Source organism: Ruegeria sp. HKCCD9138 (assembly GCF_057220975.1).
In genome coordinates this window covers 246,446-273,229 of record NZ_JBWVAZ010000005.1, presented here as the reverse complement: position 1 = coordinate 273,229, position 26,784 = coordinate 246,446, and the positions used below count along the sequence as shown (strand labels likewise).

The following is a 26,784-nucleotide window of genomic DNA, read 5'->3' as shown; positions in this document are numbered from 1 at the left end:
TGCTCATCCCCCCAAGTTCTTCATCTTTTTGCAAATACTCCCGCCGGAGGCGGTCAAACGGTTTAGACATGCGCCACCTCCATGCCATGCGCGCCGCCCATCATCAGGCCAATTTCGTCCACGGTCAGACCCGTCGTCGGGCGCGGCGCGCTTAGCCGACCTTCGTTCAGGGCGGCGAAGCTGTCCGAGATTTCCATCAGTTCATCCAGGTCCTGGCTGATGCAAATGACGGCCGTGCCCTTGGCCGCGAGATCCAGGATCGCCTGACGGATCGCAGCGGCCGCTGCGGCGTCAACGCCCCAGGTCGGCTGGTTCACCACCAGCACGTCGGGGTTTTGCAATACCTCGCGCCCAATCACGAACTTCTGAAGGTTCCCGCCCGACAATGACCGCGCGGCGTTTTCAGGACCCGGTGTGCGGACGTCAAAGGCCTTGATGATCTTTTCGGCAAAGCCTTGCGTTTCGCTCCACTTCAGGAACCCGTTGCTTTCCAGGTTTTCGCGAACCGAGCCGGTCAACAAGGCATTTTCGGTCAGACTCATGTCCGGCGCAGCGGCATGACCCAGCCGTTCTTCGGGCGCGGTCAAAACGCCAAGCTTGCGTCGCGCTGTCGGGCCCAGCTTGCCGATTGACTGGCCGTTGAACTTGATCGCATCGGCCGCCGTGAGGATTTCTCCGGACAATACGCCCAGCAGTTCGTCCTGTCCGTTGCCTGCTACGCCGCCAATGCCCAAAACCTCGCCCTTGCGCACGGTCATGTGCACGTTTTTCAGGGCGGTTCCAAATTCCGAGGGCGATGGTACCGAAAGCCCGCTGACATCCAGCGCGACCTCACCATAATCGCGCCCCGCGCGCTCGGGCGTTTGCAGGGTCGAACCGACCATCATCTCCGCCATATCCCGGGCCGAGGTTTCGCGCGGGACGCATTCGCCCACGTTCTTACCCAGACGCAGAATGGTCGCGTGGTCGCACAGCGTGCGGATTTCTTCCAGCTTGTGCGAGATATAGAGGATCGAGGTCCCTTCCGAGCGCAGTTTTTTCAGTGTTTCGAACAGGATGTCGACCTCTTGCGGCGTCAGAACCGATGTCGGTTCATCCATGATCAACAGCTTTGGGTCCTGCAGCAGACAGCGGATGATCTCGACCCGCTGACGTTCACCCGCTGACAGGTCGCCGACCGTTCGATAGGGGTCCAGCGGCAGCCCGTATGTCTCGGACACTTCCCGAATGCGCGAAGCCAGATCTCCCATCGGCGGCGGGTTTTCCATTCCCAATGCGATGTTCTCGGCCACGTTCAACGCGTCGAACAGCGAGAAATGCTGGAACACCATCGCAATCCCGTCGGCGCGCGCGGCACGGGGCTCCGGAGGCGCGAATACCTGACCGCGCAGCAACATGGTGCCACTGTCGGGTTTCACCAGGCCATAGATCATTTTAACCAGCGTGGATTTTCCCGCGCCGTTTTCGCCCAAAAGCGCATGTACCTCGCCTTCGCCGATGTCAAAGGACACCTGATCATTGGCCACAACGCCGGGGTAGGCTTTGGTCAGCCCTTGCAAACTCAATAATGGAGTGGTCACGCGCTCAGGTCCTTCTTCAAGTCATTCTGTCGGGCAGGGCGCAGGATTTGCGCTGCGACGCCGACGGCGATCATCTGTGGGTGTTTGCCCAGCTTTGGGTCACCAATCGGGCAAGTGATCCGGGCTATCCGCTCGGGCGGATGCCCAAGGGACGCCAGCCGCGATCGAAACCGCGCCCATTTGGTAGCCGAGCCGATCAGGCCCGCAAAGCGGAAATCATGCAAAAGCAGTCTGTTGCACAGCTCCAGATCCAGATTGTGCGAATAGGTCAGTACAAGGTGTTCAGCCCCGCGAGGCGCATAGCGCACAAGTTCGGCAGGTTTCGCCGCAGGCGTGACTGCAATACCGCTCGGTACTGAATCAGGAAATCGCTCCGGCCCGGTATCGACCCAGGTGATTGCCAGATCGGGCAACGGTGACAGAACGTCGACCAGAGCCCGGCCAACATGGCCAGCCCCCCAGATCCACAAATCGCGCGCCGGTTTGTGCACCGGCTCGACCATCCAGCCGTCGATCAGTTGCGGTTCCGGATGTACACCCTGGCCACGGGCCTGCGTCTGCAGGCGCTTGACGGATAGCGGCATCTCGTTGCCGAAAACCGGGCGGGCGATCAGAGTGTCGTCCAGGTGGTCAACGGTGTCTATGTCATAGAGTTCGCTCAACAGCGTCACCGCTCCGCCGCAACACTGCCCCAGATCAGGGCCAAGAGCATGCTGCGTCAACCGCGATGGCACGGTCTGAGTCCTCGCTGCCTCGGCGGCTTGAAACTCCAGCGTTCCACCGCCGATGGTACCGGATTGCCCGTCCTCCCAGACAAGCATCGCGGCACCAACTTCGCGGGGTGACGATCCCTTGATCCCTGCGATGACCACCCGGACCACTTTCCTGTGGGTCTTGACCGCCTCCCTCAAAGCCTCCCGATCAAATCCCATCAGATGCCTCCCTTCATCCTTTGGACCCCACGCCAGACTTCCTCTGCCGTGGCCGGTGCATTCAGTGCGGGGTAACTCTCGCCGCAGGCTGCCACGGCGTTCGACAAGGCCAGCCAGGCTGAGATGCCCAGCATGAACGGCGGTTCTCCGACCGCTTTGGAGCGATAGATCGTGTCCTCGCGATTCTCGCCGTCCCAGAGCGCCACATTGAAGATGTCCGGGCGGTCGGAACAGGCCGGGATCTTGTAGGTCGAAGGGGCGTGCGTGCGCAGGCTGCCCTTGTCATCCCAGACGAGTTCTTCGGTTGTCAGCCAACCCGCGCCCTGAACATAACCGCCCTCGACCTGTCCGATGTCCAGCGCCGGGTTCAGCGATGCACCTGCGTCATGCAGAATATCTGCGCGCAGAATGCGGTTTTCACCGGTCAGCGTGTCCACGGCGACTTCGGTGATTGCTGCACCATAGGCGAAGTAGAAAAACGGACGACCACGGCCTTTGATCCGATCCCATTCGATCTTGGGAGTCTTGTAGAAACCGGTCGCTGACAGGCTGACACGGCCCTGATAGACCAGCGCGGCGGCCTCAGCGAAGGGATAGCTTTCTTCACCGACCGAGACCTTGCCATCGGAAAATGTGACGGTTGACGGATCGGCCTGATGCCGTTCGGCCAGATAATTCGCCATCCGGTCGCGTATCGTGTCGCACGCCGCCTTTACCGCCATGCCGTTCAGATCACTGCCCGAGGACGCCGCGGTCGCGGATGTGTTTGGCACCTTGGCCGTGTCGGTGGCCGTGATCTTCACCATTTCCAGTGGGATACCAAAGCGCGAAGCGGCGACCTGAGCCACCTTTTGGAACAGCCCCTGGCCCATTTCGGTGCCGCCGTGGTTCAGGTGGACCGAGCCGTCTTGATAGACATGCACCAGCGCGCCGGCCTGGTTCAGGTGAGTCAGCGTAAAGGAAATGCCGAACTTGACAGGAGAGAAAGCGATGCCTTTCTTGATCACGCTGTTCTCGGCGTTCCATTTCTCGATCGCTGCCTTGCGCGCGGTATAGTCGCTGGATTTCAGCAATGCCTCTGTCATCTCATGCAGCTCGAAATCAGTGACTTCCATGCCGTAGGGCGTTGTATTGCCGCCTTCGGGCACCGGCCGGACTGGTGGAGCAGTCTCTACCTGCTCGACAGCACCCAAGCTGGTCAGATCCTCGTGCGGGTCGACATGACCCAACGGGCGCTTCGCCAGATGCTCAGGTTCCATGGTCGGCGCATGTGCGGGGTCGTAAAAGTTCCGACGACGCAATTCGACCGGGTCGATCCCCAGCTCAAACGCGGCGTGATCCATCACGCGTTCGATCCCGACCATCCCCTGCGGGCCACCGAACCCACGGTACGCGGTGGCGGATTGGGTGTTGGTCTTCAATCGATGGCTTTCAATCCGCGCATTGGGCAGCAGATAGGCGTTGTCGGAATGCAGCATTGCGCGATCCGCGACCGGCAGGGACAGGTCCTGTGCCCAGCCGCAAATGGCATGATGCAGGAACGAAACGCCCTGAATATGGCCGTACTCATCGAAACCGGCCCTGTACGCAATCCGGAAGGCGTGGCGTTTGCCGGTGATGATCATGTCGTCATCCCGGTCATAGCGCATCTTGCAGGCCTTGCCGGTCGCCCGGGCCGCGATGGCACAGGCGACGGCCAGCGCGTTGCCCTGGCTTTCCTTGCCGCCAAAGCCGCCTCCCATCCGCCGGGTTTCCACCCGAACCGCATGCATGGGAACGCCCAGAGCGTCGGCTACTTTGTGCTGGATCTCGGTCGGGTGCTGGGTCGAACTGTGTACAAGCATATCCGCGCCCTCATTGGGCACGGCCAGCGCGGCCTGACCTTCAAGGTAGAAATGCTCCTGCCCGCCGAGGTCGAACGAGCCTTCGATAACGTGTGCCGCATTTTTAATAGCTGCGTCCGCGTCGCCCTTGGCGTAGATGCGCGGGCCTTCTTCGAAGCGGCTGTCGGCGGCCAGCGCGTCTTCGACCGTCAGGATCGGCTTCTCTTCGGCATAGTCAATCTTGCCGAGACGCGCCGCCTTGCGTGCTGCAAGATGGCTTGTCGCAATGACCAGAAAGACGGGTTGACCGATATAATGGATCGTGCCGTCAGATAGCAGCGGTTCGTCGTGGATCGAGGGGGAGACATCATTTGCGAATGGTAAATCTTCGGCAGACATCACCATGACAACACCTTCGGCGGCTTTCACCGCAGACAGGTCCATCGAAGTGATCGTGCCCTTGGCAATCGGGCTGAGCCCAAATGCCAGGTGCAGCGACCCCTTGGGTGTTGGAATGTCGTCGACATAGCGCGCGGTGCCAGAGACATGCAGTGGTGCCGCGTCGTGCGGAAGAGGTTTGGTCACGCTCATGCCGTCACCTCCAGCACGTTGATCACTTCACCCTGATCCTCGAAGAAGTAGCGTTCAAGCATCGCCTTGGCGGTCTCCAGTCGGTAGTCGGCCGAGGCGCGCATGTCCGTCATCGGCGTAAAGTCGTCGGCAAATGCCGGCAGAGCGGACTGAACGGTCTCGCGCGTCCATGGTTTTCCAACCAGTGCGGTCTCGACACTCGCGGCCCGTTTGGGAATACCGGCCATGCCGCCAAAGGCGATACGCGCTTCGGTAACCATGCCTTCCGAAACGGTGACGTTGAAACATCCGCAAACGGCCGAGATATCCTGATCGAACCGCTTGCTGAGCTTGTAAACCTTCAGCCGATCCGCTTGTAGGCGAAAGCTGACCGCCTCGACAAATTCGCCCGGCGCGCGGTCTTGCTTGCCATAGTCAATGAAGAACTCCTCCAACGGGATCGAGCGACGCTCATCACCCTTGCGCAGATGCAGGGTCGCATCCAGGGCAATCAGTGCAGGCGGGTTGTCCCCGATGGGCGAGCCATTGGCGATGTTGCCACCGACGGTAGCGGCATGGCGGACCTGAACGCTGGCATAGCGGCGGATCATCTCGGCGTAAGACGGATGCAAATCGGCCAGAGCTTCGCCCATGCGGTTCATGTCGACCATGGCGCCAAAGCGGATTTCCGTGTCGGTAAATTCGATTTCCTTCAGATCATCACAGCGGTTGAGGAAAATCACCGGGTCCAGATCACGCAACTGCTTAGTGACCCACAACCCGACATCCGTAGCACCGGCGACCAGAGTTGCGTTCGGGTGTTCAGCGTAGACAGCGGCCAACTCGTTGGAAGATCCGGGAAGCAAGCGCGATGTCGACTTTGTGGTGACGGGCTTGTCCTTGACCCAAACCGGAACCGGCTGTTCCTCGGCAGCCTTCGCGGCGCGAATAATCGGCGCGTAACCTGTGCAACGGCACAGGTTTCCGGCAAGCTGAGTATCGTGATCGGTCGCCCCGTTAGCGTGGCTGGCGACCATCGACATGACAAAGCCGGGTGTACAGAAACCGCACTGCGAACCGTGAAGGTCGACCATGGCCTGTTGGACCGGATGTGCCTCTCCGTTCGGACCGCTGGCGCCTTCCACTGTGCGCACGGCTTTGCCGTGCAACTGCGGCAGGAACAGGATGCAGGAGTTCAGCGCTTTGGCGCCATCCTCATCCGTCACCATGACAGTACAGGCACCACAATCGCCCTCGTTGCAGCCTTCCTTGGTGCCGGTCAGACCGCGATCCTCGCGCAGCCAATCCAGCAGAGTCGCTGTCGGATCGACATCCGCCAGCTCCACAGTCTCTCCGTTTAGAAGAAACGTGATATTCATGCGTGAAACCCGTCGCCTTACCTGGTTGCGCCCCTCGGTGCCCTCCTTCGATGCGACGTAGAAAGAGCGGCGGGCGGATAGCTTGCCGTCAGATGTTAGAAACAGCGCGTGTTGTCTGGCAAGAAAAACTGCCTATGTGATGCACCATTACGGCCGAACGGCGTGAAATCGTGTTGATTGCATAAGGGTCAGTCGCTTGAAACCAAAGCATTTTCTTCGTTGCCAAGACATTCGAGTCCGAAGCACCTTCTGAAAAAGCCGAATAATCCACACCGATTGTTTTGACCTTTCGAGGCTCAGGTTCCGGCTTTTTCATACCCGCTGGCTGGGGTAGCCTGCCGGTCATGAGCAGTACACCTCGATTCATTCACCTCCGCGTTCACACCGAATATTCCCTGTTGGAAGGCGCCGTGCGGCTGAAGAAGCTGCCGGGGCTTTGCGAGCAGATGCAGATGCCTGCCGTTGCGGTGACGGATTCAAATTCGATGTTCTCGGCACTGGAGTTTTCCGTGACGGCCAGCGGGGCCGGAGTGCAACCGATCATGGGTTGTCAGGTCGATCTGACCTATGTGCAGGCGCAACCGGGGGAAAAACCCAAGGCGCCCGCGCCGCTGGTGCTGCTGGCACAGTCCGAGACGGGGTACGAGAACCTGATGAAGCTCAGCACTTGTCTGTATGTGGACAAGGGCGGGCAGTTGCCGCAGGTGACGCTGGACGAGCTGGCCGAACGTTCGGACGGGCTGATTTGTCTGTCGGGTGGGCCGGACGGGCCGGTGGGTCGTCTGCTTCAACAGGGGCAGCGGCCAGCCGCTGAGGCTCTGGTGGATCGTCTGTCGAACATGTTCCCGAACCGCCTATATATTGAGTTGCAGCGCCATCCGGGTGAGGACGGCCAGCCCGAGGCCGAACGCCTGACCGAGCGTGGGCATGTCGAGATGGCCTATGCAAAGAACCTGCCGCTGGTCGCCACCAATGACGTGTATTTTCCAACCTCGGACATGTACGAGGCGCACGACGCGCTGATCTGTATTGCCGAGGGCGCCTATGTCGACCAGCAGGATGGCCGCCGTCGCTTGACCGCGCAGCATTATTTCAAATCGCAGCAGGAGATGGTGACCCTGTTCGCCGACCTGCCCGAAGCCATTGAGAACACGGTTGAGATCGCCAGACGCTGCGCCTTCATGGCCTATCGCCGTGATCCGATCCTGCCGAAATTCGCCGATGACGAGGTCGCCGAACTACGCCGCATCGCCAACGAAGGCTTGCAGAAACGTCTGGCCGTGATCCCCCATGCGGTGACGCCTGAAGAATATCAGGAACGGCTGGATTTCGAACTGGGCATCATCGAGGGGATGGGCTTTCCCGGCTATTTCCTGATCGTTGCGGACTTTATCCAATGGGCCAAGGATCACGACATCCCGGTCGGGCCGGGGCGGGGCTCGGGTGCGGGCTCGCTTGTGGCTTATGCGCTGACAATCACTGACCTTGATCCCTTGCGTTATAGCCTTCTTTTCGAGCGGTTCCTGAATCCCGAGCGGGTCTCGATGCCCGACTTCGATATCGACTTTTGCATGGACCGCCGAGAAGAGGTGATCCGCTACGTGCAGCAGAAATATGGTCGCGACAAGGTGGGGCAGATCATCACCTTCGGTGCGTTGCTGTCAAAAGCTGCGGTGCGCGATATCGGTCGGGTTTTGCAGATGCCCTACGGGCAGGTGGACCGCCTGTCCAAGATGATCCCGGTTGAGGGCGTCAAACCGGTCTCCATCGAGAAAGCGTTGAAAGACGAGCCACGTCTGCGGGAAGAGGCACGCAACGAAGAGGTTGTTGACCGTCTGCTCACCTATGGCCAGCAGGTCGAAGGGCTGCTCAGAAACGCTTCGACCCACGCAGCGGGGGTTGTGATCGGAGATCGGCCGCTGGACGCGCTGGTGCCTCTTTATCAGGACCCGCGATCCGACATGCCTGCGACCCAGTTCAATATGAAATGGGTGGAACAGGCCGGGCTGGTGAAGTTCGACTTTCTGGGCCTGAAAACGCTGACCGTGATCCAGAACGCGATGGACCTGATCTTCAAGTCTGACCGTCCCCTGCATGTGGCGGCGGACGGCACCGAGCTTTATGAACCCGCTGACGGGGCCGAGAACCAGATCAACGCCATCCCGCTGGATGATGAGGCGACGTACAAGCTCTATTCAGCGGCCAAGACGGTGGCGGTGTTCCAGGTGGAATCCACCGGTATGATGGATGCGCTCAAGCGCATGAAGCCGACGTGCATCGAGGATATCGTGGCCCTTGTGGCGCTCTACCGCCCCGGCCCGATGGAGAACATCCCGACCTATTGCGAGGTTAAAAACGGGCTGCGCAAGATCACATCTGTGCATCCGCTGATCGACCACATCCTTGAGGAAACGCAGGGCATTATCGTTTATCAGGAACAGGTGATGCAAATCGCGCAGGTGATGGCCGGGTATTCTCTCGGCGGCGCCGACCTGCTGCGGCGCGCGATGGGTAAGAAGATCAAAGAGGCGATGGATGCCGAGCGCCCGAAATTCGAAAAGGGCGCGGGCGAGAATGGCGTGGATGCAAAAAAGGCCAGCGAAGTCTTCGACCTGCTGGAGAAATTCGCCAACTACGGTTTCAACAAATCGCACGCGGCCGCCTATGCGGTGGTCAGTTACCAGACCGGCTGGCTGAAGGCGAACCACCCGGTTGAGTTCATGGCGGGCGTCATGAACTGCGATATCCATCTGACCGACAAGCTGGCCGTTTATTTCGAAGAGGTCCGCAAGGGACTGGAACTGCCTTATGTTCCGCCCTGTGTTAATCGCTCGTTGGCGACGTTCGACGTGGTGAATGGCGAACTGGTCTACGCGTTGGGCGCGCTCAAGAATGTCGGCGTCGAGGCGATGAATCTTGTCGTCGAAGGGCGTGCTGATAAGCCTTTTGTGAATCTGTTCGATTTCGCACGTCGGGTTGACCTGAAGAAGGTCGGCAAACGCCCGCTTGAGATGCTGGCGCGGGCCGGCGCATTCGACGAACTCGACAAGAACCGCCGCCGCGTGTTCGAGAGCCTTGACCCGCTGGTGCAGTACTCGGCAGCGATCCACGAACAGAAGAACTCGAACCAGGTGTCGCTGTTTGGTGAGGCTGGCGACGATCTGCCCGAGCCCCGCCTGTCGCTGTCGCCGGACTGGTTGCCGGCTGAACGGCTTAGCGAGGAATTCAAAGCCATCGGGTTCTACTTGTCTGGTCATCCGCTGGACGACTATATGCCCGCGCTGAAACGGCGCGACGTCATGACCCTGGAGCAGGTTATCAAACACGTGCAGCACAAGGGCATGATGCTGGTCAAAATGGCGGGCGTGGTGTCTGGGAGGCAGGAAAGGAAATCCGCCAAGGGTAATCGCTTTGCCTTTGCCCAGCTTTCCGACCCGACGGGCGCCTATGAGGTCACGCTATTCTCGGAAACCCTAGAAAAATCGCGTGAATTTCTGGAAACCGGCGCGCAGGTAGTGCTGACCGCCGAAGCGACGATGGAGGCGGATCAGTTGAAGCTTTTAGGCCGTTCGGTTGGACCGGTTGATGCCGTAGTGGCCGAGGCCGGGGCGACCGGGCTCAAGATATTTATCGATGAGCCGCAGGTGCTGCCAACTGTCGCCAAAGTGCTTGAGGACGCGGCTAGCGCAGCCAAAAACGCCTCGAAAGGACCGATACAGCTATGCCTGATGGACCCGGGTTTGCCGGGTGAAGTCGAAATGGATTTGGGACAGGAATTCCCGATCAATCCGCAGATCAAGGGTGCTATAAAATCCTTGGATGGTGTGATGTCGGTCGAGGAAATCTGACACACCGATTTGTTGCCACGTGGAAATCGCGCGGCTAGTCTGAGGTCATATCCTTTTGAATACTGTCATAGGAGGGATCCGATATGACATACTCTGGTATTGGTTTCAGGGCATTCACATTGGCCGTTGTTGCGTCGCTGGCGATGACATCGGCCGGGATGGCTGATGACAAGAAGAAAAAGAAAACCATCGAGGGAGCCTTGATTGGCGCCGGTGTCGGTGCGCTGATCGGCGACGGCAAAGGTGCTGCGATTGGTGGCGTAGCCGGAGCCATTATTGGGCATAACTGGAAGTGATGGCGATGCTGTTAAAAAAACTAAGAATGTCCGCTTGCGCCGCTATTCTGGCGGTTCCAAGTGCGGCAACGGCCGATGACGCCGCTGAACAGATGGTACAGGATGCATTGCCCGTGATGCACTATACTTGCGCCTCGATCGCCGAGGAGGCAGACGGCGACGAAGCTTTTGTTGTGACCGTTATTGAAAAGATGACGGCCTTATCTCTCTACAATCGCCAGATCAATATCGAAGATCACGCAACCACTGACGAGGAAAAGGCCCAGCTGCGCGAAGCGTTCATAGCCGCGCTGTCGGAAGGATGTGCTGCGGATAAGGATGCCCTGTTAGGCGGCGTGGTCGACAACGCGGTAAAAACCACTCTGGGGTTGTAAACCCTCAATAATGCGGCGGACGTTCGTCTCCGAATACAACCCCGCCGGATCCTTCTTGTGCCCGCTCAGCCTCGCGCTGCAACAACATTTCGACCCGGCGGGTTAGGCGGTCGATCTCGGCCTGTTGACTGGTGACCACCGTGTTCAGTTCGTCGACCGTGCGAGTCAGATGGGCGACCTGTTCTTCCAGATGCTGCATTTCGGGTTCCTGCGAGCGCTCCTGTTCCTATGCTGGTCATAGCGGCCTGCGACCGCCAAGGCCAGAGAAAGAACACCTGCGGCAGAGGCTTGGCTTGCCCCGATCCGGACCATGGGATAGACCGCGCGCGGAACGAGAAAATCCCAAGGACGCCCCAAATGGCCAAGCCCAAGAAACAGCCCCGCCCCAAGGCAGTCACGCCGAAAGGGTTCCGCGACTATTTCGGCTCGGAAGTCACGCAGCGCACCGAGATGCTGCGGACCATTGCTGGCGTCTATCATCGCTACGGGTTTGACGCCTTGGAAAGCAGCGCGGTCGAGACCGTCGAGGCACTGGGCAAGTTCCTGCCCGACGTGGACCGCCCGAATGAAGGTGTCTTTGCGTGGCAGGAAATCGACGAGAACGACAAGGGCGACTGGATGGCGCTGCGCTATGACCTGACCGCCCCGCTGGCACGAGTCTACGCGCAACACCGCAACGATTTGCCGACGCCCTATCGCCGCTATGCGATGGGACCGGTCTGGCGCAACGAAAAGCCTGGGCCGGGGCGGTATCGTCAGTTCTATCAGTGTGATGCGGATACGGTGGGTACGGCGTCGATGGCCGCTGATGCCGAGATCTGCGCGATGCTGTCGGATACGCTGGAGACGGTCGGTATTCCGCACGGCGACTATCTGGTGCGCGTCAACAACCGCAAGGTTCTGAATGGCGTGCTTGAGGCGATGGGGTTGGGTGAAGACGTCGCGGCCCGAGATAACGTTCTGCGCACCATCGACAAGTTCGACAAAGTGGGTGAGCAGGGCGTGCGCGAGTTGCTGACCAAGGGTCGGTTGGATGCGTCAGGTGCATTCATTGAGGGTGTCGGTCTCAGCGACGATCAAGCCGAGCCGGTGATCGCCTTCCTGACCTCCAAAGCCCCCGACACTGCCGGTACGCTGGCCAATCTGCGTGCCGCCGTGGGGGACAGCAAGATAGGTCTCGACGGTATCGCCGAACTCGAACAGATCGGCGCTCTGCTGGATGCGGGCGGCTACGGCGCGGACCGGATTGAAATTGATCCTTCGGTCGTGCGCGGCCTCGGCTACTACACCGGGCCGGTCTACGAGGCCGAGTTGACCTTCGAGATTTTCGACGAAAAAGGCCGCAAGCGTCAGTTCGGCTCGGTTGCGGGCGGTGGGCGTTATGACGATCTGGTCAAGCGGTTCACCGGGCAGGAAATGCCCGCGACTGGTATTTCCATTGGCGTTGACCGCCTGCTGGCGGCGCTGCGCGAAAAGGGTCGGATCGCTGCGCAGGCCACAGGCCCAGTGGTTGTCACTGTGATGGATCGCGACCGCATGGCGGATTATCAGGCGATGGTGGCCGAGCTGCGCAACGCGGGCATACGGGCCGAGGTCTATCTGGGCAATCCCAAGAATTTCGGCAATCAGCTGAAATATGCGGACAAGCGAAACTCTCCGATTGCAGTGATCGAAGGCGGTGATGAAAAGGCCAACGGCATCGTGCAGATCAAGGACCTGATCCTAGGCGCAAAAATTGCCGAAAGCGCCACGCTGGAGGAGTGGAAAGAGCGTCCCAGCCAATTCGAAGTGCCGCGCGGCGATCTGGTCGCCAAGGTGCGCGAAATTCTGGACAGTCAGGACTGACTAATGGCCAACCGTTCCCAGATACAGGCGCGCGCTGCAATGATGCGTGTCCGGTTCGAAGCCGCCGGCGCGCAGGTTGTGGACACGCCGCTGCTGCAACCCGCTGAATTGCTTCTGGACCTTTACGGCGAGGACATACGCGCCCGGGCTTATGTGACCTCTGACGCGGTGCGGGGCGAGCAGATGCTGCGCCCGGATTTCACATTGCCCGTTGTGCAGATGCATATGAGCGATGGAGCAGAGCCTGCGCGCTACACCTATTCGGGCGAAGTTTTCCGGCGGCAGGAACACGACCCGGATCGGGCCAACGAGTATATTCAGGTGGGTTACGAGGTTTTTGACCGCGATGACCCTGCTGGCGCCGATGCCGAGGTGTTTTCGCTGTTCGCCCTGCAACTGCGCGGTCTGCCTCTGCGGGCGGCGACAGGTGATATCGGTATTTTGACAGCGGCTGTCGAGGGTCTGCGTACGACGGATCGACGCAAGGCGGCATTGATGCGGCACCTTTGGCGACCGCGCCGGTTCCGAGTATTGCTGGATCGCTTTGCCGGCCGGAAGCCGGCACCGGAAGGACGCGACGCGTTGCTTGATGCGGCTGACCCGATGGCCTTCGAATTTCCGATGATTGGCAAACGTCGTGCCCAGGAAATAGAGGCGCGGATCGAAGCGCTGCGCGACGACCGCGAGACGCCACCGATTTCCGATAACGAGCTCGTGGGGCTGGAAACACTGCTGAATGTTCGGGAAACCATGCCCTTCGCACTGGAACAGCTGCGGGATGTGGCTGTCGACCTGCCGCAGATCACCCCGGCGCTGGACCGGCTTGAGGCGCGCATCGCGTCGCTTCAGGCGCGTGGTGTTGATGTGGAAAGGCTGGATTTCGAGGCCGCCTATGGCCGGACCTCGATGGAATATTACGACGGTTTCGTTTTTGGGTTTTATGCCGAAGGTCGGCCTGATCTGCCACCCATTGCCACAGGTGGGCGCTACGATGCGCTGACGCGTCAATTGGGCAACGGGGCTGAAATCCCCGCAGTGGGCGGCGTGTTGCGGCCTGACCTGATGCTTATGGTTGAGGAGGATGCGCAATGAGCCTGAAACTGGGCGTGCCATCCAAAGGCCGATTGATGGAGAAAACCATTTCGTGGTTCCAAAAACGCGGCATTACACTGTCGCGCAGTGGATCGGATCGGGAATATGCCGGTAAGGTCGAGGGCATCGAAGACGTCTCGCTGATCCTGCTGTCTGCAGGAGAAATCCCCCGCGAACTGGCCGCTGGCCGCATCCACCTTGGCGTGACCGGGATTGATCTGGTGCAGGAAAAACTGCCGCGCTGGGAGCAACAGGTCGAAGAAATATCGCAACTTGGGTTTGGCAAGGCCGATTTGATCATTGCCACTCCGGCCTGCTGGGTAGACGTGGATACGGTGGACGATCTGGACGCGGCGGCGGCGGCGTTTCGCAAGACCCATGGCCATCGGTTGCGGATTGCCACCAAATACCACCGGCTGGTGCGGGAATTCCTGACCGATGCCGGGGTTGCCGACTATACGCTGGTCGACAGTCAGGGCGCGACCGAAGGTACAGTGATGAACGAGACCGCCGAAGCGATCGCGGATATTACCTCAACCGGTGAAACCTTGCGGGCGAACCATTTGAAGATCTTGTCGGATGGGCTGATCCTGCAATCGCAGGCTACGCTGTGGCGCAGCCGCATGGCACGCTATTCTGCTGAGGAGAAAGCGGTTTTGTCCGAATTGCTGGATCGATTGGCCTGAACCTAGAGCACGCCGATTTCGGCAAGCGCGCGGTTCAGGTCTTCGGGCAGCGCGTCGTCCTGCGCGCGGTTTTTCGGTAGATCGGCGGGCGTATCTTCGGGTTTCAGGTAACGCCAACCCTGGAATGGTCGTTTCAGGGCATTTTGCGTTCGATAAACCTCGGGCTCCAGCACAATAGCGCAGCGGCGGATGCCGTCATCTCCACGCGCTTCGTCCAGTCGCAATACTCGCTGACGGCACTGAACCACGCCCTTGATCACCCAATAGATTGATCCGCCGTTCAATATTTCCGTTTCGCGCTTGGGCCACATGCGGGTGACGTGCCGTGGCAAGCCGTCCTCGAACCTCTGGCAATAGCTGTCCTGCCACGCGATCAGGCTGTCGACGCTTTCCGATCCGACCGACAGTTTTATGAGGTTTACGTAGTTATCCACAGCTTACCCACAGAGTCGTCCCTAAGCCCATCTTTATATTGTAGCTCGCCAGGCGCTGTCATCAAGGTGTTGTGGTGGGGGTGCGCTCTGCTGTAACGTAGAAACCTGTCGAGGAATCGGCGTATACGTGGCGAAGCTCAACGGATTGAGCGCCTCGCTTTCGAGTTAGTTTTTAGGTTTGACCACCGATAAACTACGGCGAGGAGGTTGCAGGTTCAAGTCCCGCCGCCACGTCCCATCATTTATTAACACTGGAGCACGAATGAGCCGTTTTGCCGCCCCCATCGCCGAGCAGATCTGGGACATGAAATACCGCTTCAAGAAAGCGGATGGCACGCCCATCGACCAGACAGTCGAGGACAGCTGGCGGCGTATCGCGCGTGATCTGGCACGGGTAGAGAAAGACCCGGTACATTGGGAAGAGAAGTTCTTTGAGGCGTTGGAAGACTTCAAATACCTGCCCGCCGGACGCATCACGGCTGGTGCTGGCACCGCACGGCAGGTGACCCTGTTCAATTGCTTTGTCATGGGCACCGTTCCGGACAGCATGGGCGGCATTTTCGACATGCTGAAAGAGGCCGCTCTGACCATGCAGCAGGGTGGGGGGATCGGATACGATTTCTCGACCATTCGCCCGCGCGGTGCCGATGTGCATGGTGTGGCGGCGGATGCCTCGGGGCCGCTTTCGTTCATGGATGTGTGGGATGCGATGTGCCGCACGATCATGTCCGCGGGATCTCGCCGCGGGGCGATGATGGCGACGATGCGCTGCGACCACCCCGATATTGAACAGTTCATCACCGCCAAGTCCGACCCGGCACGGTTGCGTATGTTCAACATGTCAGTGCTGGTGACCGATGAATTCATGGAAGCGGTCAAGGCAGATGGGTCGTGGGAGCTGGTCTTTGGCGACAAGGTTTATCACACCGTTCAGGCGCGTGATCTGTGGAACAAGATCATGCAGGCAACTTATGATTATGCCGAGCCGGGTGTGATCTTCATCGACCGGATCAATCAGGCCAATAACCTCAGCTATGTCGAAACAATCGCCGCAACGAACCCATGCGGAGAGCAACCATTGCCGCCTTATGGCGCGTGCCTGCTGGGTTCGATCAATCTGGCGCGGCTTGTTGCTGAACCGTTCGAAAAGAATGCCCATTTGGACGATGCTGCGATGCAAGAGCTCGTCGCCACCGCAGTCCGGATGATGGACAATGTCGTGGACGCATCGAAATTCCCGCTGCCCGAGCAAGCCGCCGAAGCACAGGCCAAGCGCCGTATTGGCCTGGGCGTGACCGGTCTTGCGGATGCTTTGCTCATGCTGGGCCTGCGCTATGGGTCCGGCGAGGCGGCGCGTCAGACCGAGCGCTGGTTGCACGCGATCGCCCGCGCCGCGTATCTGGCTTCGGTGGATTTGGCGAAGGAAAAAGGGTCTTTCCCCTTGTTCGATGCCGAGAAGTATCTGGCCAGCGGCACCATGCAGCAGATGGACGAGGACGTGCGAGATGCCATTCGAGAACATGGTATTCGCAACGCGCTGCTAACCTCGATTGCCCCGACCGGAACGATTTCACTCTACGCAGGCAACGTGTCCTCGGGGATCGAGCCGGTCTTTGCCTATGCCTACACCCGCAAGGTGCTGCAGAAAGACGGTTCTCGGACCGAGGAAGAGGTCGTGGACTACGCCGTGCAGATGTGGCGCGACAAGTTCGGTGATAAGGAGCTGCCTGACTTTTTCGTCAACGCTCAAACGCTCTCGCCGTCTGACCATGTCAAGATGCAGGCGGCGGCGCAGAAGTGGATCGACAGCTCAATCTCAAAGACGATCAACTGCCCGGAAGACATAAGCTTTGACGCGTTCAAGGATGTCTACATGCAAGCCTGGGATCAGGGCTGTAAGGGCTGCACGACCTATCGCCCGAACGATGTGACCGGATCGGTGCTGAGTGTATCGGAAAACGATGACAGGGCGCCGGGCGAAAGCGCCAATGCGCCGCATGAGGTCGATGGCGGCGACGTTATTTATATGTCTGAACCGCTGGACCGCCCTCAGTCATTGGAAGGTTCGACTTACAAGCTGAAATGGCCCGATAGCGAGCACGCGATCTATCTGACCATAAATGATATTTTCATCGGTGGGCGCCGACGCCCGTTCGAGGTGTTCATCAACTCGAAGAACATGGAACATTATGCGTGGACGCTTGCGCTGACCCGGATGATTTCTGCCGTGTTCCGGCGCGGGGGCGACGTGTCTTTTGTTGTGGAAGAGTTGAAAGCCGTGTTTGACCCGCGCGGTGGTGCCTGGGTGAAGGGCAAATACATTCCATCAATCCTTGCGGCGATCGGGGGCGTGATCGAACAGCACATGATCGCCATCGGGTTTCTGGAAGGCGAAGGCATGGGGCTGAAATCCGATCCGCAGGCGCAGGTGGTGAATATGGACGCGCCTCGCGGTAAGGCCTGCCCGTCCTGCGGGCAGTTCGACATGGTCATGATCGAGGGTTGCATGACGTGCCGAAGCTGCGGACACTCTAAATGCGGGTAGCATGGGGTATTTGCGCAACCTTGAATAGAATTTCGAATTGCAAAGTCTCAGATTGACTTGACTCAGAAGCAACATTCTCCGGAATGCTGTATTTCCGTCTCTTTTCTGCCGGAATCATCGTTGATACACACGAATTGTGAGCGGTTGGGGTGTTGAAGGTACAGGCGGGCAGATGAGAGCCGGGGATAACGGTCGAACAGCAATAACCTGGAAGCAAACAGAACTGGATGGGCTTGAGGCTGCGCCGCTTGCCCACTTGACTGTTGGAGCAGCGTGGTCGTGGCGAGGCCGGGGGTTGGCCCTTTCGGCGTCGGAAGCTGTTGCCCCCGAGCAGGCCATCTACGTCGGTGCCGTTTCACTACTGTCGGATCGGATAGAGGTCGCTGTAGCAGCGCGCGCTGGGCTGGAGTGTTCTGTGGTCGAAATTTCCAACGGTGCGCAACGGTTCATTGCAGACCTGTTGTGGATCGAAGGCGAAGACATGCCTGTACTGATCTTCGAAAACGGGTGCCCCGTGCGGGACCAGGAATTCTGGATCAGCCGTGTGTCAGATCTGTCGGAGCAGAGAGGCCGCCTGGAAGCGCCCGACGAAACCGTTGTCGCGTTTCCAGTTCAGCGTCCGATTGTCGAGCAGGATCTGAGCGAGGCGCAGCCTTTGGTTTTGACGGCGGCCGAGTAATCTATCCAGAGAACAAGTGTCGCGGGCATATTTTTTCAGGAAATGCCTCTGGGCCCAATTGGGCGTGTTGACTCTGCGGTTTTCACAGATATAAGCGCGGCTTCATTGGTGTTGGTGGCCCTCGCAAGGGGATGCCTGTCATGGGGGAAACCCCAAGAGGACAACGCCCTTCATAGTGGCCCGCTCGGGCCTCGACCAAAACGAAGGAGATCAGCCGTGACCAAACGCACGTCTGCCAAGTACAAAATCGACCGCCGGATGGGCGAAAACATCTGGGGTCGTCCGAAATCCCCGGTCAACCGTCGTGAATACGGCCCCGGCCAGCACGGCCAGCGCCGCAAAGGCAAACTGTCTGACTTCGGTCTGCAGCTGCGCGCCAAGCAGAAGCTGAAAGGCTATTATGGCGACCTGACCGAGAAGCAGTTCCGCCGCATCTACGCCGAAGCCGTGCGTGTGAACGGCGATACCGGTGAAAACCTGATCGGACTGCTGGAGCGTCGTCTGGACGCCGTCGTCTACCGCGCCAAGTTTGTTGCGACCGTTTTTGCTGCACGCCAGTTCGTGAACCACGGCCACGTCAAAGTGAACGGCAAGCGGGTGAACATCCCGTCCTACCGCGTCAAAGAAGGCGACGTGATCGAAGTGCGTGACAAGTCCAAGCAACTGGCTGTCGTTCTGGAGGCTGCTGCCCTGGCTGAGCGTGATGTGCCGGACTACATTGATGTCGATCACTCGAAAATGACCGCGACCTTCGTGCGTGCACCGGGTCTGAGCGATGTGCCATACCCGGTCATGATGGAACCGAACCTGGTCGTCGAATTCTACGCGAAGAACTGATCTTCGCCGACTTTTGAGATCCCAAAGGCCGCGCAATGCGCGGTCTTATTTTGTTGGAGGGGGGGGCTCTGCCCCCATCGCGGCGGGCCGCGATTCCCCCGGGATACTTTTGGCCAGATGAAGGGGGGATCAGATCGGCAGCGGGCGCCCTTCGGCAATTGCCTCCATCGCGAAATACGAGGTGACGCTGTCCAGCTCGACCTTCTCGATCAGGCGTTGATAGACCTTGTCATAGGACGCCATATCTTGCGTGACGACCTTGAGTTGATAGTCGTAGTCGCCACCAATCCTGTGGAAATCCACAACCTCGGGGATGGTCAGCACATGACCGCGAAAAGCCTCCAGCCACTCGGTCGAGTGGTGACGGGTGCGCAGCATGACAAAGACCACAAGGCTCAGCCCAAGTTTCTCCCGCGCAATACGCGCGGTGGATCCGAGCAGTACTCCTTCATCGTTTAGCGCCTTCAGGCGACGCCAGCAGGCGTTCTGAGACAGGCCTACTCTGTCGGCCAGTTCTCGTTGTGACAGAGTGGCGTCCTTTTGCAGCTCTTTCAGAATGCGTGTGTCAATTTGGTCTAAATTTTTCCTCATACATGATCATATGACACAATTATTGGGAAAAAATAGCAAAGAATGGTGAAGTATTTGTACTTCGCATCAATCATATTGGTAAATGCAATATGGAGCCGATGACATGACCCTTTCCCGATTTCGCGCAGAGATCCAGGCCGCCGCTCACGACAATACTCTGCGTGATGGGCTAATCGGAGAGAATGTGATGATCCCGGGTCTGCATGGGGACGTGCCGCTGGTATACGCGGATTACGTCGCTTCGGGCCGCGCCCTGCGGCAGGTCGAAGACTTTGTGGCAAAACATGTGCTGCCATTTTATGCAAACAGTCACACCGAGGCCTCTTATTGCGGTTCCTACATGACGCGGCTGCGGCGTGAGGCGCGATCTGAAATCGCCCGCATTGTTGGTGCAAGGGAAGAGGACGCGGTGATTTTCGCCGGGTCGGGTGCCACTGCAGGGCTCAACCGGCTGGTCAGCCTGCTGGGAGTGCAAGAGGCTGACCGGCCGGTTGTTTTGATCGGGCCGTATGAGCATCATTCGAACATTCTGCCCTGGCGCGAAAGCAAGGCCCGGGTGGTCGAGATTCCTGAAGCGAAACAAGGCGGGTTGGATTTGAGCGCCCTGCAGGCTGCGCTGGTCGAGAACGCAGAGGCAGATTTGGTGATCGGGTCCTTTTCGGCGGCGTCGAACGTGACCGGTGTCATAACCGACCCAGATCCGGTGACGCGACTGCTGAAGAAACACGGCGCGCTGGTTGTTTGGGACTATGCTGGCGGCGGGCCATATTTGCCGATGGATATGGGCCCGGATGATGCGCGCAAGGACGCTGTTGTGGTGTCGCCTCATAAATTTCCCGGCGGGCCGGGTGCGTCCGGGGTGTTGATCGTCAACGGCAATGCGGTCCAGCGAACTTGCCCCAGCTGGCCAGGCGGCGGAACTGTCAGCTTTGTCTCGCCCTGGCGGCATGATTACAGTGCCGATCTGGCCACGCGGGAAGAGGCCGGAACGCCCAATGTGATCGGCGATATTCGTGCCGCGCTGGCCTTTATCGTCAAGGATGCCGTCGGAGCCGACGAAATTGCCAGACGAGAGGCCATGTACAACCAAATGGCGTTGGACGGTTGGGCGGAAAATCCGCATCTGACCTTGCTGGGGACCAACAATCCGCATCGATTGCCGATCTTTTCCTTCCTGGTGCGTGACAATGCTGGGCAGCCGGTGCATCAGCAACTGTTTACGCGGATGCTCAGCGACATTTACGGAATTCAGGCCCGGGGTGGGTGTGCATGCGCAGGACCATATGCGCATCGTCTGCTGGGGATCGATCGTACGACTTCGGAAGTGTTGCATGCCGCCTTGTCGGCGGGGGAAGAGATGAAGAAGCCCGGTTGGGTTCGGCTGAACTTCTCATACCTTATGACCGAAGAAACGGTTCAGTTCGTCATCAACAGTGTCAACGATCTGTCACGCCGGACCGAGGAGTACGCGCCGTTTTACACAGCCGATCCGGCGACGGCGCGCTTCAAAGCCGCGTGAAAGAATTGCCGCTTTTCTCAACCCGTTGAGACAGGTATGAGGGGCCTCAGGTAAGGAGCCTCTCATGACCAAGATCACCCCGCAGCCCGGTATAATGGACATCGCTCTGTATCAGGGCGGCCAGTCGCATATCGCGGGTGTGGCGGATGTCATCAAGCTGAGTTCGAACGAAAACCCGTTTGGTCCCAGTCCCAAGGCCATTGAGGCGGTGCGCGAAAGTGCTTCTACGCTGCATCGGTACCCGAGCACCGATCACGCCAGCCTGCGAATGGCGATTGGCGATCGGCACAGGCTGGACCCTGATCGTATCATCTGCGGTGTGGGCAGCGACGAAGTGCTGCAATTCATCGCGCACGCCTATGCCGGGCCCGGAGACGAGGTGATCCACACCGAGCACGGGTTCTCGATGTACCCAATCATTGCCCGCATGGTCGGTGCGACACCGGTAATGGTCGCTGAGCGGGATCGGACGGTGGATGTGGATGCAATCCTGACTGCGGTGACGAACAAAACGAAAATCGTCTTTGTCACCAACCCGGGCAACCCGACTTCGACGATGATTTCCGAGGCAGAGCTGGCGCGCCTTGCCGAAGGTCTGCCCGAGACCTGCCTGATGGTACTCGATGGCGCCTATGCAGAGTTCGTTCCGGAATTCGACGGTGGCGCAGCTTTGGTCGACCGATATCCCAACGTTATTATGACGCGGACCTTTTCGAAGATATACGGGCTGGGCGGCATGCGGGTTGGCTGGGGTTACGCGCATCAGGCCATCATTGATGTCCTCAATCGGGTACGTCAGCCGTTCAACCTGTCGCTGACGGCGCTGGCTGCGGCCGAGGCGGCGGTCAGAGATGATGAGTATCTGACCTTCTGCCACTCTGAAAACGCGCGTCTGCGTGTCTGGCTCGCCGACGAGCTTGCAAAGATCGGTGTAGCCTCTGATCCGTCCTGCACCAATTTCATCCTAGCGCGATTTGCGGACAGGGCCGAGGCCGAGGCATGTGATGATTACCTCAAGACGCAGGGTTTGATCGTGCGCCGGGTTGCAGGTTACAACCTGCCCAACGCCCTGCGGATCACTGTGGGCGATGAAGAGGCATGTCGCCGCGTGGTTGCAGCCATCACTGCGTTCAAAGGAGATGCCGCATGAGCCAGATTTACGACCGTGTGGCGCTGATCGGGTTGGGCCTTATCGCTTCGTCCATGTTCTGGGCGATCAAGCGCGCCGGGCTCGCGGGCGAAGTGACGGGGTATGCCCGTTCCGAGGCAACCCGCGACACAGCTCGTCGTATCGGGCTGTGCGACCGTGTCTGCGACTCTGCGCAAGAGGCGGTTGAGGGTGCCGATCTGGTTGCTCTGTGCGTTCCGGTCGGTGCCATGGGCGCAGTGGCGGCCGACATTGCCCCGGCTCTGAAACCCGGCGCGACCATAACCGATGTGGGTTCGGTCAAGAGGGCTGTTATTCAGGCGGTTGGGCCGCACGTTCCAGATGGTGTGCATTTCATCCCGGCTCACCCTCTGGCTGGAACGGAACATTCCGGTCCGGAATCGGGGTTCGCCGAGTTGTTCGACAACCGCTGGTGTCTGCTGGTACCGGTCGAGGGTTCTGATCCGGACGCAATCGCCAGGCTTCGCGCGCTGTGGGAAGGGCTTGGGTCGAATGTCGATGAAATGGATGCCGAACACCATGATCTTGTGCTGGCCGTGACATCTCATGCGCCGCACCTGATCGCCTACACCATGGTGGGCGTTGCGGACGATCTGCGGCGGGTTACAGACACCGAGGTCATCAAATACTCGGCCGCCGGTTTTCGGGATTTCACCCGAATTGCAGCCTCGGACCCGACGATGTGGCGGGATGTCTTCCTGTGCAACAAGGACGCCACGCTGGAAATACTGGGCCGTTTCACCGAAGAGCTGTTTGCCCTGCAAAGGGCGATCCGCACCGGTGACGGTGATCACCTGTTCGACTATTTCACACGCACGCGTGCGATCCGACGTGGGATCATCGATGCAGGGCAGGACACGGATGCTCCGGATTTTGGGCGCGGAAAGGCAAGCTGATGCGATTGCGGTGGGGCGCTGTTTTGATTGGATGTGGGGCCGTGCTGGCCTCGACCTCTTACGCGTCCCCTCTCGAACGATCTCTTGTCCCGGTGAGCCGTCCTGTTGAGGCTACGCTCGCGCAAGCCGTAGTTGTCAGCGCAGAAACGGTCATTTCAATCCCGAATTTGCGCCCTGAACTTCGCCCCGCTTCGCCACAGGTGTTAGCGGTTGCCGCCCGACCGACTGATCTGCCGTTGCTCGGACCTGACACTTCGTTGATGCCTTACATGCGGCCAAAGTCGTTGGAGCAACAGGTGCTCTTCAAAAAACGGAAACTGCGCAAAGGTTCTGTGTGCGGAGACATCGCCATTCAGGGTAAACCAGTGGGCACGGTGCCGGGCAAGATCAAAGCGTGCGGGATCAAGGACGCGGTGCAGATCTCGTCCATTTCAGGTGTGGCACTCAGCCGTCCGTCGACCATGGATTGCGGTACTGCGATTGCCCTGAACAAGTGGGTCGACAAGACGGTGAAACCGACGTTCAAGCGGCGCGGTCCGGTGGTTGAGCTGCAGGTCGCCGCCCACTACGCCTGCCGTTCGCGTAACAACCGCAAGGGCGCCCGGATTTCTGAACATGGAAAGGGGCGGGCCATCGACATTTCGGGATTCAAGATGGCGGATGGAGAAGTGGTGACCGTCCTGAATGGCTGGCGAAAAAACCCTTCACAAAAGCAGCTGATCAAAGTGTGGCGCGGGGCCTGCGGACCGTTCGGTACCGTTCTGGGGCCGAATTCGGATCGTTACCATCGCGACCATTTCCACCTGGATACCGCGCGGTACCGCAACGGTCCCTATTGCCGTTAACGTAGGATCAGACGAGGCGCCGGACCCAGCGGAAGCGGTCCCAGTGCCACAAATCCATCGCGGAAATTCAGCTGCATATCCAGTGCGTTAGGGTTGCCGCCCAGCCCTGCCATGAAATTCAACGCACGCGTAACAGGATCAACTGCCTGGTCGGGCAGTGCGCCTGCGGCGTTGGCCATGGCAATCATATCCCTCCAGTTTTCGGCCTTGACGGCAATTTCTCCGGTGGGGATGCCCTGATCGTCGACTTCCAGTTCGCCAGTGGCAAAAAGGCGGAGTTCACCCCATTTGACCTCGGCCAGCCGCAGGTCGATTGCGACCGGTTGGGGCCTGCTTTCCTCCAGCGTGGTTCTGTCCCATGGCTTGTCAAACGTTGCCACCATGTCCAGCTCAAGCGTTTCGAACGCCTGAGGCAATGATGTGGCCGAGCGCATCAGGTCGCGCAGATCGTCACCCGGGGCAAAGCCATCGGCACGGGCGGCGATGACATAGGCTTCGGGATCAGAGGTCTGTTCCATGACCAGGGCAAGCGTGTCCCCACCAGCCCAGGGAATTTCGTCATTTGTGACGGACCATGCGTCGGCTGTCAGCGCCATCTTTTCCAATGTCAGCGCGACTCCGGGTTGCAATTGCAACTCGGCCTGAAGGTTTTGGGCCTGTATGGTCGCGGTCTGATCAAAATATGACAATCGCTGCGGGGTATCGGCAAATCGCAATACCTGACGACCGGGCCAGATGGCAGGGCTTTGGAATTCGATCCAATCCGCGCTCCAGGCGGTGCCATTGACTGGATCCGCTAGCGCCGGGTTGACAAGCCTTGTCGCGTGATGTGCCGGGTATCCGGCCGTTTTGACGCCGGAAAACTCGGCCTGCCAGCCAAGCTCCTGCTGCTTGTCGAACCAACCGGTGATTGCCGTTCGCAACCCATATCCGGCGATGAACCAGTATGCGCTCCATGCGATGGCTGCAAAAATGAGTACGCGTGTCAGACGGCGCATGGCAAATGGCCCTTTTTCCTGCCTTGGAATTGATGTTTATAGGCGCAAACAGGCAAGGACCAGTAGAATGACGATGTGGGTTTTCGGATATGGATCGCTGCTGTGGAATCCGGGATTCCCGGTCGCGCGCAGCGAGCGGGCCACGCTGCATGGTTATGCCCGTTCCTTTTGCATGAGCTCCATCCATCATCGGGGGACTGAAGAAAAACCCGGACTGGTGCTTGCTTTGGACGAACAATCCGGAGCTTATTGCACCGGGCTGGCTCTGGCCGTTGAAGAAGGCCACGAAGAGCGGACGCTGGAAGAACTACGCGAGCGGGAATTGATTTCTTCCGCCTATCTGGAACGGATACTGGACGTGCATCTGGATTGCGGGCAGGTGGTGAACGCCGTCACTTATGTGATCGACCCCCACCATGTTCAGTATTGCGGTGGCATGCCGCTGGAGGAGCAGGCCCAGATCATTGCGCATGCGGTTGGCGGTCGGGGCCCGAATACCGAGTACCTGTACAACACCGCTTCACATCTGGCCGAGATCGGATTGAATGACCCAGATCTTGAGTGGTTGTCGCAACGCGTACGCAAAATCAGCGCATAAACCCTTGGCGTCATCGGCAGGATTTCGCTAGGCTCTGGCCAGAGCAGAAAAACACCGGGAACCACGCGCATGGCGCAGGCACAGCAGGGCGCGAGACCACATTTCTCGCAACCGATCCGTCAGATCTTGATGATGCTGATCGCAATTGGGTTGTCGGGGGCGGGCGTGTTCCTGGCACTGCCTTATGTGCTGCCGGTCATTCAGGCGAACCTCTATCTGAACGGGTTCATTATTCTGGTCTTCGTCATAGGCGTGCTGGCCTGTTTCTTGCAGGTGACCCAGCTGATCGGCTCGGTCCGCTGGATCGAAGCCTTTGTCGGCGGTGTCGAGCGAGATGACACCAGCCCGCCGCAATTGTTGGCCCCGCTTGCCTCGTTGTTGCGGGCACGGGGCGCGCGATCGCAGATCAGTTCCAGTTCGACCCGATCCATTCTGGATTCCGTGGCCGAGCGGATCGAAGAAGAACGCGAGATCACGCGCTATATTACCAATGTTCTGATCTACCTTGGCCTTTTGGGGACGTTCTTCGGCCTCGCCACGACAGTGCCCGCAATTGTGGATACGATCCGCAGCCTGAACCCGCAGGCCGGCGAGGAAGGTCTGGCGGTCTTCAATCGCCTGATGACCGGTCTTGAATCCCAGTTGCAGGGCATGGGCGTCGCCTTTGGGTCCTCGTTGCTTGGTCTGGCCGGTTCGCTGATCGTTGGTTTGCTGGAACTGTTCGCGGGGCATGGCCAAAACAGATTCTACCGTGAGCTTGAGGAATGGCTGTCCAGCATCACCCGCGTCGGGTTCAGCGGATCAGACGAAGGCAGCGCCGAACTGGCGGTTCTGACGCCTGTACTGGATACAATGGCCGAGCAAATGGATGCCTTGCAGAACATGTTCTCGGCGCAGGAGCGGGACCGCGTCGAAGTTTCCTCCAAACTGGGACAGCTTGTCGACGTGATCAGCGACATGAACCAGCGTCAAGCACAGACCGAGGGTGTTACGGGGGCGCTGGAGCGCGTTGCGCTGGGGCAGGACGCGTTGCTGGACCACATGCGCGAACATGGCGCAGGCGAGGGGATCGATGCTGAAAGCCGAATGCGATTGCGTTCGATGGATGTACAGTTGCTGCGCATCCTAGAAGAAATCTCGGCGGGCCGACAGGACAGCATGAACGAGCTGCGCAAGGATTTTGAACTGTTGGTCAAAGCGCTGACACTGCCCCGCGGTGCGGTTCGAACCCCGCCGGAAGGGGAATAAC

At 59.2% G+C, this 26,784-nt stretch carries 24 protein-coding genes and 1 tRNA gene; 16 read left to right on the top strand and 9 right to left on the bottom strand.

Annotated elements, in window-relative coordinates:
- Positions 1 to 62: 62 nt before the first annotated feature.
- From AC2TEL_RS11595 to AC2TEL_RS11575, 5 genes are all read right to left on the bottom strand, one after another.
- Positions 63 to 1,580, bottom strand: a complete 1,518-nt coding sequence (locus AC2TEL_RS11595) for an ABC transporter ATP-binding protein (protein ID WP_480843937.1) — start codon at positions 1,578 to 1,580, stop codon at positions 63 to 65.
- Positions 1,577 to 2,512, bottom strand: coding sequence for a xanthine dehydrogenase accessory protein XdhC (gene xdhC, locus AC2TEL_RS11590; RefSeq protein WP_480904051.1), 936 nt, complete (start codon positions 2,510 to 2,512; stop codon positions 1,577 to 1,579). Before xdhC ends, AC2TEL_RS11595 begins: the two co-directional genes overlap by 4 nt.
- Positions 2,512 to 4,926 (bottom strand): xanthine dehydrogenase molybdopterin binding subunit, encoded by a 2,415-nt coding sequence (gene xdhB / locus AC2TEL_RS11585; protein ID WP_480904049.1) that lies wholly within the window; start codon positions 4,924 to 4,926, stop codon positions 2,512 to 2,514. The genes xdhC and xdhB overlap by 1 nt, the downstream gene beginning before the upstream one ends.
- Positions 4,923 to 6,284, bottom strand: coding sequence for a xanthine dehydrogenase small subunit (gene xdhA, locus AC2TEL_RS11580; protein ID WP_480904046.1), 1,362 nt, complete (start codon positions 6,282 to 6,284; stop codon positions 4,923 to 4,925). Before xdhA ends, xdhB begins: the two co-directional genes overlap by 4 nt.
- Before the next feature lie 88 nt (positions 6,285 to 6,372).
- Positions 6,373 to 6,600: a hypothetical protein gene (locus tag AC2TEL_RS11575; RefSeq protein WP_480904043.1), complete on the bottom strand. Its 228-nt coding sequence runs from the start codon at positions 6,598 to 6,600 to the stop codon at positions 6,373 to 6,375.
- 28 nt (positions 6,601 to 6,628) lie between these two features.
- Between AC2TEL_RS11575 and dnaE the strand changes: the two genes are divergently transcribed.
- The 3 genes from dnaE to AC2TEL_RS11560 all read left to right on the top strand — a co-directional run bounded on the left by dnaE (position 6,629) and on the right by AC2TEL_RS11560 (position 10,802).
- Complete coding sequence (gene dnaE, locus AC2TEL_RS11570) at positions 6,629 to 10,132, top strand: DNA polymerase III subunit alpha (protein ID WP_480904040.1); 3,504 nt, start codon at positions 6,629 to 6,631, stop codon at positions 10,130 to 10,132.
- An 83-nt stretch (positions 10,133 to 10,215) separates the two neighbouring features.
- Positions 10,216 to 10,428 carry a YMGG-like glycine zipper-containing protein gene (locus tag AC2TEL_RS11565; RefSeq protein WP_480904037.1) on the top strand — a complete coding sequence of 71 codons (213 nt, stop codon included), beginning with the start codon at positions 10,216 to 10,218 and terminating at the stop codon, positions 10,426 to 10,428.
- Positions 10,429 to 10,454: 26 nt separating this feature from the next.
- Complete coding sequence (locus AC2TEL_RS11560) at positions 10,455 to 10,802, top strand: hypothetical protein (protein WP_480904034.1); 348 nt, start codon at positions 10,455 to 10,457, stop codon at positions 10,800 to 10,802.
- 4 nt (positions 10,803 to 10,806) lie between these two features.
- Here AC2TEL_RS11560 and AC2TEL_RS11555 read toward each other — a convergent pair whose 3' ends face one another.
- Positions 10,807 to 11,001, bottom strand: a complete 195-nt coding sequence (locus AC2TEL_RS11555) for a SlyX family protein (RefSeq protein ID WP_480843929.1) — start codon at positions 10,999 to 11,001, stop codon at positions 10,807 to 10,809.
- A gap of 158 nt (positions 11,002 to 11,159) precedes the next feature.
- Between AC2TEL_RS11555 and hisS the strand changes: the two genes are divergently transcribed.
- Genes hisS through hisG form a run of 3 tightly spaced genes read left to right on the top strand, consistent with a single transcriptional unit; the run spans position 11,160 to position 14,425 of the window.
- The gene (gene hisS / locus AC2TEL_RS11550; RefSeq protein WP_480904032.1) at positions 11,160 to 12,647 is read left to right on the top strand and encodes a histidine--tRNA ligase; all 1,488 of its coding nucleotides are present in this window, start codon (positions 11,160 to 11,162) and stop codon (positions 12,645 to 12,647) included.
- Positions 12,648 to 12,650: 3 nt separating this feature from the next.
- The gene (locus tag AC2TEL_RS11545) at positions 12,651 to 13,739 is read left to right on the top strand and encodes an ATP phosphoribosyltransferase regulatory subunit (RefSeq protein ID WP_480843927.1); all 1,089 of its coding nucleotides are present in this window, start codon (positions 12,651 to 12,653) and stop codon (positions 13,737 to 13,739) included.
- The gene (gene hisG, locus AC2TEL_RS11540; RefSeq protein WP_480904029.1) at positions 13,736 to 14,425 is read left to right on the top strand and encodes an ATP phosphoribosyltransferase; all 690 of its coding nucleotides are present in this window, start codon (positions 13,736 to 13,738) and stop codon (positions 14,423 to 14,425) included. Before AC2TEL_RS11545 ends, hisG begins: the two co-directional genes overlap by 4 nt.
- Before the next feature lie 2 nt (positions 14,426 to 14,427).
- On the opposite strand, the gene AC2TEL_RS11535 is transcribed toward hisG, so the two are convergent.
- Positions 14,428 to 14,859, bottom strand: a complete 432-nt coding sequence (locus AC2TEL_RS11535; protein WP_480904026.1) for a DUF1489 family protein — start codon at positions 14,857 to 14,859, stop codon at positions 14,428 to 14,430.
- A gap of 126 nt (positions 14,860 to 14,985) precedes the next feature.
- On the opposite strand from AC2TEL_RS11535, the gene AC2TEL_RS11530 reads away from it, so the two are divergent.
- From AC2TEL_RS11530 to rpsD, 4 genes are all read left to right on the top strand, one after another.
- Positions 14,986 to 15,093, top strand: a tRNA-OTHER gene (locus tag AC2TEL_RS11530).
- A gap of 28 nt (positions 15,094 to 15,121) precedes the next feature.
- Positions 15,122 to 17,404 carry an adenosylcobalamin-dependent ribonucleoside-diphosphate reductase gene (locus tag AC2TEL_RS11525; protein WP_480904023.1) on the top strand — a complete coding sequence of 761 codons (2,283 nt, stop codon included), beginning with the start codon at positions 15,122 to 15,124 and terminating at the stop codon, positions 17,402 to 17,404.
- Between the two features lie 172 nt (positions 17,405 to 17,576).
- Positions 17,577 to 18,083: a hypothetical protein gene (locus AC2TEL_RS11520; protein WP_480904020.1), complete on the top strand. Its 507-nt coding sequence runs from the start codon at positions 17,577 to 17,579 to the stop codon at positions 18,081 to 18,083.
- Positions 18,084 to 18,299: 216 nt separating this feature from the next.
- A complete protein-coding gene (gene rpsD / locus AC2TEL_RS11515) occupies positions 18,300 to 18,920 on the top strand; it encodes a 30S ribosomal protein S4 (RefSeq protein WP_480843922.1) in 621 nt (206 codons plus the stop codon).
- A gap of 129 nt (positions 18,921 to 19,049) precedes the next feature.
- Here rpsD and AC2TEL_RS11510 read toward each other — a convergent pair whose 3' ends face one another.
- Positions 19,050 to 19,511 carry an Lrp/AsnC family transcriptional regulator gene (locus tag AC2TEL_RS11510; protein ID WP_480904017.1) on the bottom strand — a complete coding sequence of 154 codons (462 nt, stop codon included), beginning with the start codon at positions 19,509 to 19,511 and terminating at the stop codon, positions 19,050 to 19,052.
- 103 nt (positions 19,512 to 19,614) lie between these two features.
- On the opposite strand from AC2TEL_RS11510, the gene AC2TEL_RS11505 reads away from it, so the two are divergent.
- The 4 genes from AC2TEL_RS11505 to AC2TEL_RS11490 all read left to right on the top strand — a co-directional run bounded on the left by AC2TEL_RS11505 (position 19,615) and on the right by AC2TEL_RS11490 (position 23,939).
- Positions 19,615 to 21,030, top strand: coding sequence for an aminotransferase class V-fold PLP-dependent enzyme (locus tag AC2TEL_RS11505; protein WP_480904014.1), 1,416 nt, complete (start codon positions 19,615 to 19,617; stop codon positions 21,028 to 21,030).
- A 64-nt stretch (positions 21,031 to 21,094) separates the two neighbouring features.
- Positions 21,095 to 22,180 (top strand): histidinol-phosphate transaminase, encoded by a 1,086-nt coding sequence (hisC, locus tag AC2TEL_RS11500; RefSeq protein ID WP_480904011.1) that lies wholly within the window; start codon positions 21,095 to 21,097, stop codon positions 22,178 to 22,180.
- Positions 22,177 to 23,094 carry a prephenate/arogenate dehydrogenase family protein gene (locus AC2TEL_RS11495; protein WP_480904009.1) on the top strand — a complete coding sequence of 306 codons (918 nt, stop codon included), beginning with the start codon at positions 22,177 to 22,179 and terminating at the stop codon, positions 23,092 to 23,094. Before hisC ends, AC2TEL_RS11495 begins: the two co-directional genes overlap by 4 nt.
- Positions 23,094 to 23,939: an extensin-like domain-containing protein gene (locus tag AC2TEL_RS11490; protein WP_480904006.1), complete on the top strand. Its 846-nt coding sequence runs from the start codon at positions 23,094 to 23,096 to the stop codon at positions 23,937 to 23,939. The genes AC2TEL_RS11495 and AC2TEL_RS11490 overlap by 1 nt, the downstream gene beginning before the upstream one ends.
- On the opposite strand, the gene AC2TEL_RS11485 is transcribed toward AC2TEL_RS11490, so the two are convergent.
- A complete protein-coding gene (locus tag AC2TEL_RS11485) occupies positions 23,936 to 24,937 on the bottom strand; it encodes a DUF2125 domain-containing protein (protein WP_480904005.1) in 1,002 nt (333 codons plus the stop codon). The genes AC2TEL_RS11490 and AC2TEL_RS11485 overlap by 4 nt on opposite strands.
- Positions 24,938 to 25,004: 67 nt before the next feature.
- On the opposite strand from AC2TEL_RS11485, the gene AC2TEL_RS11480 reads away from it, so the two are divergent.
- Positions 25,005 to 25,535, top strand: coding sequence for a gamma-glutamylcyclotransferase (locus tag AC2TEL_RS11480; RefSeq protein WP_480904002.1), 531 nt, complete (start codon positions 25,005 to 25,007; stop codon positions 25,533 to 25,535).
- A 69-nt stretch (positions 25,536 to 25,604) separates the two neighbouring features.
- On the top strand, positions 25,605 to 26,783 hold the full coding sequence (locus AC2TEL_RS11475) for a biopolymer transporter ExbB (RefSeq protein WP_480903999.1): 1,179 nt from the start codon (positions 25,605 to 25,607) through the stop codon (positions 26,781 to 26,783).
- Position 26,784: the final 1 nt, after the last annotated feature.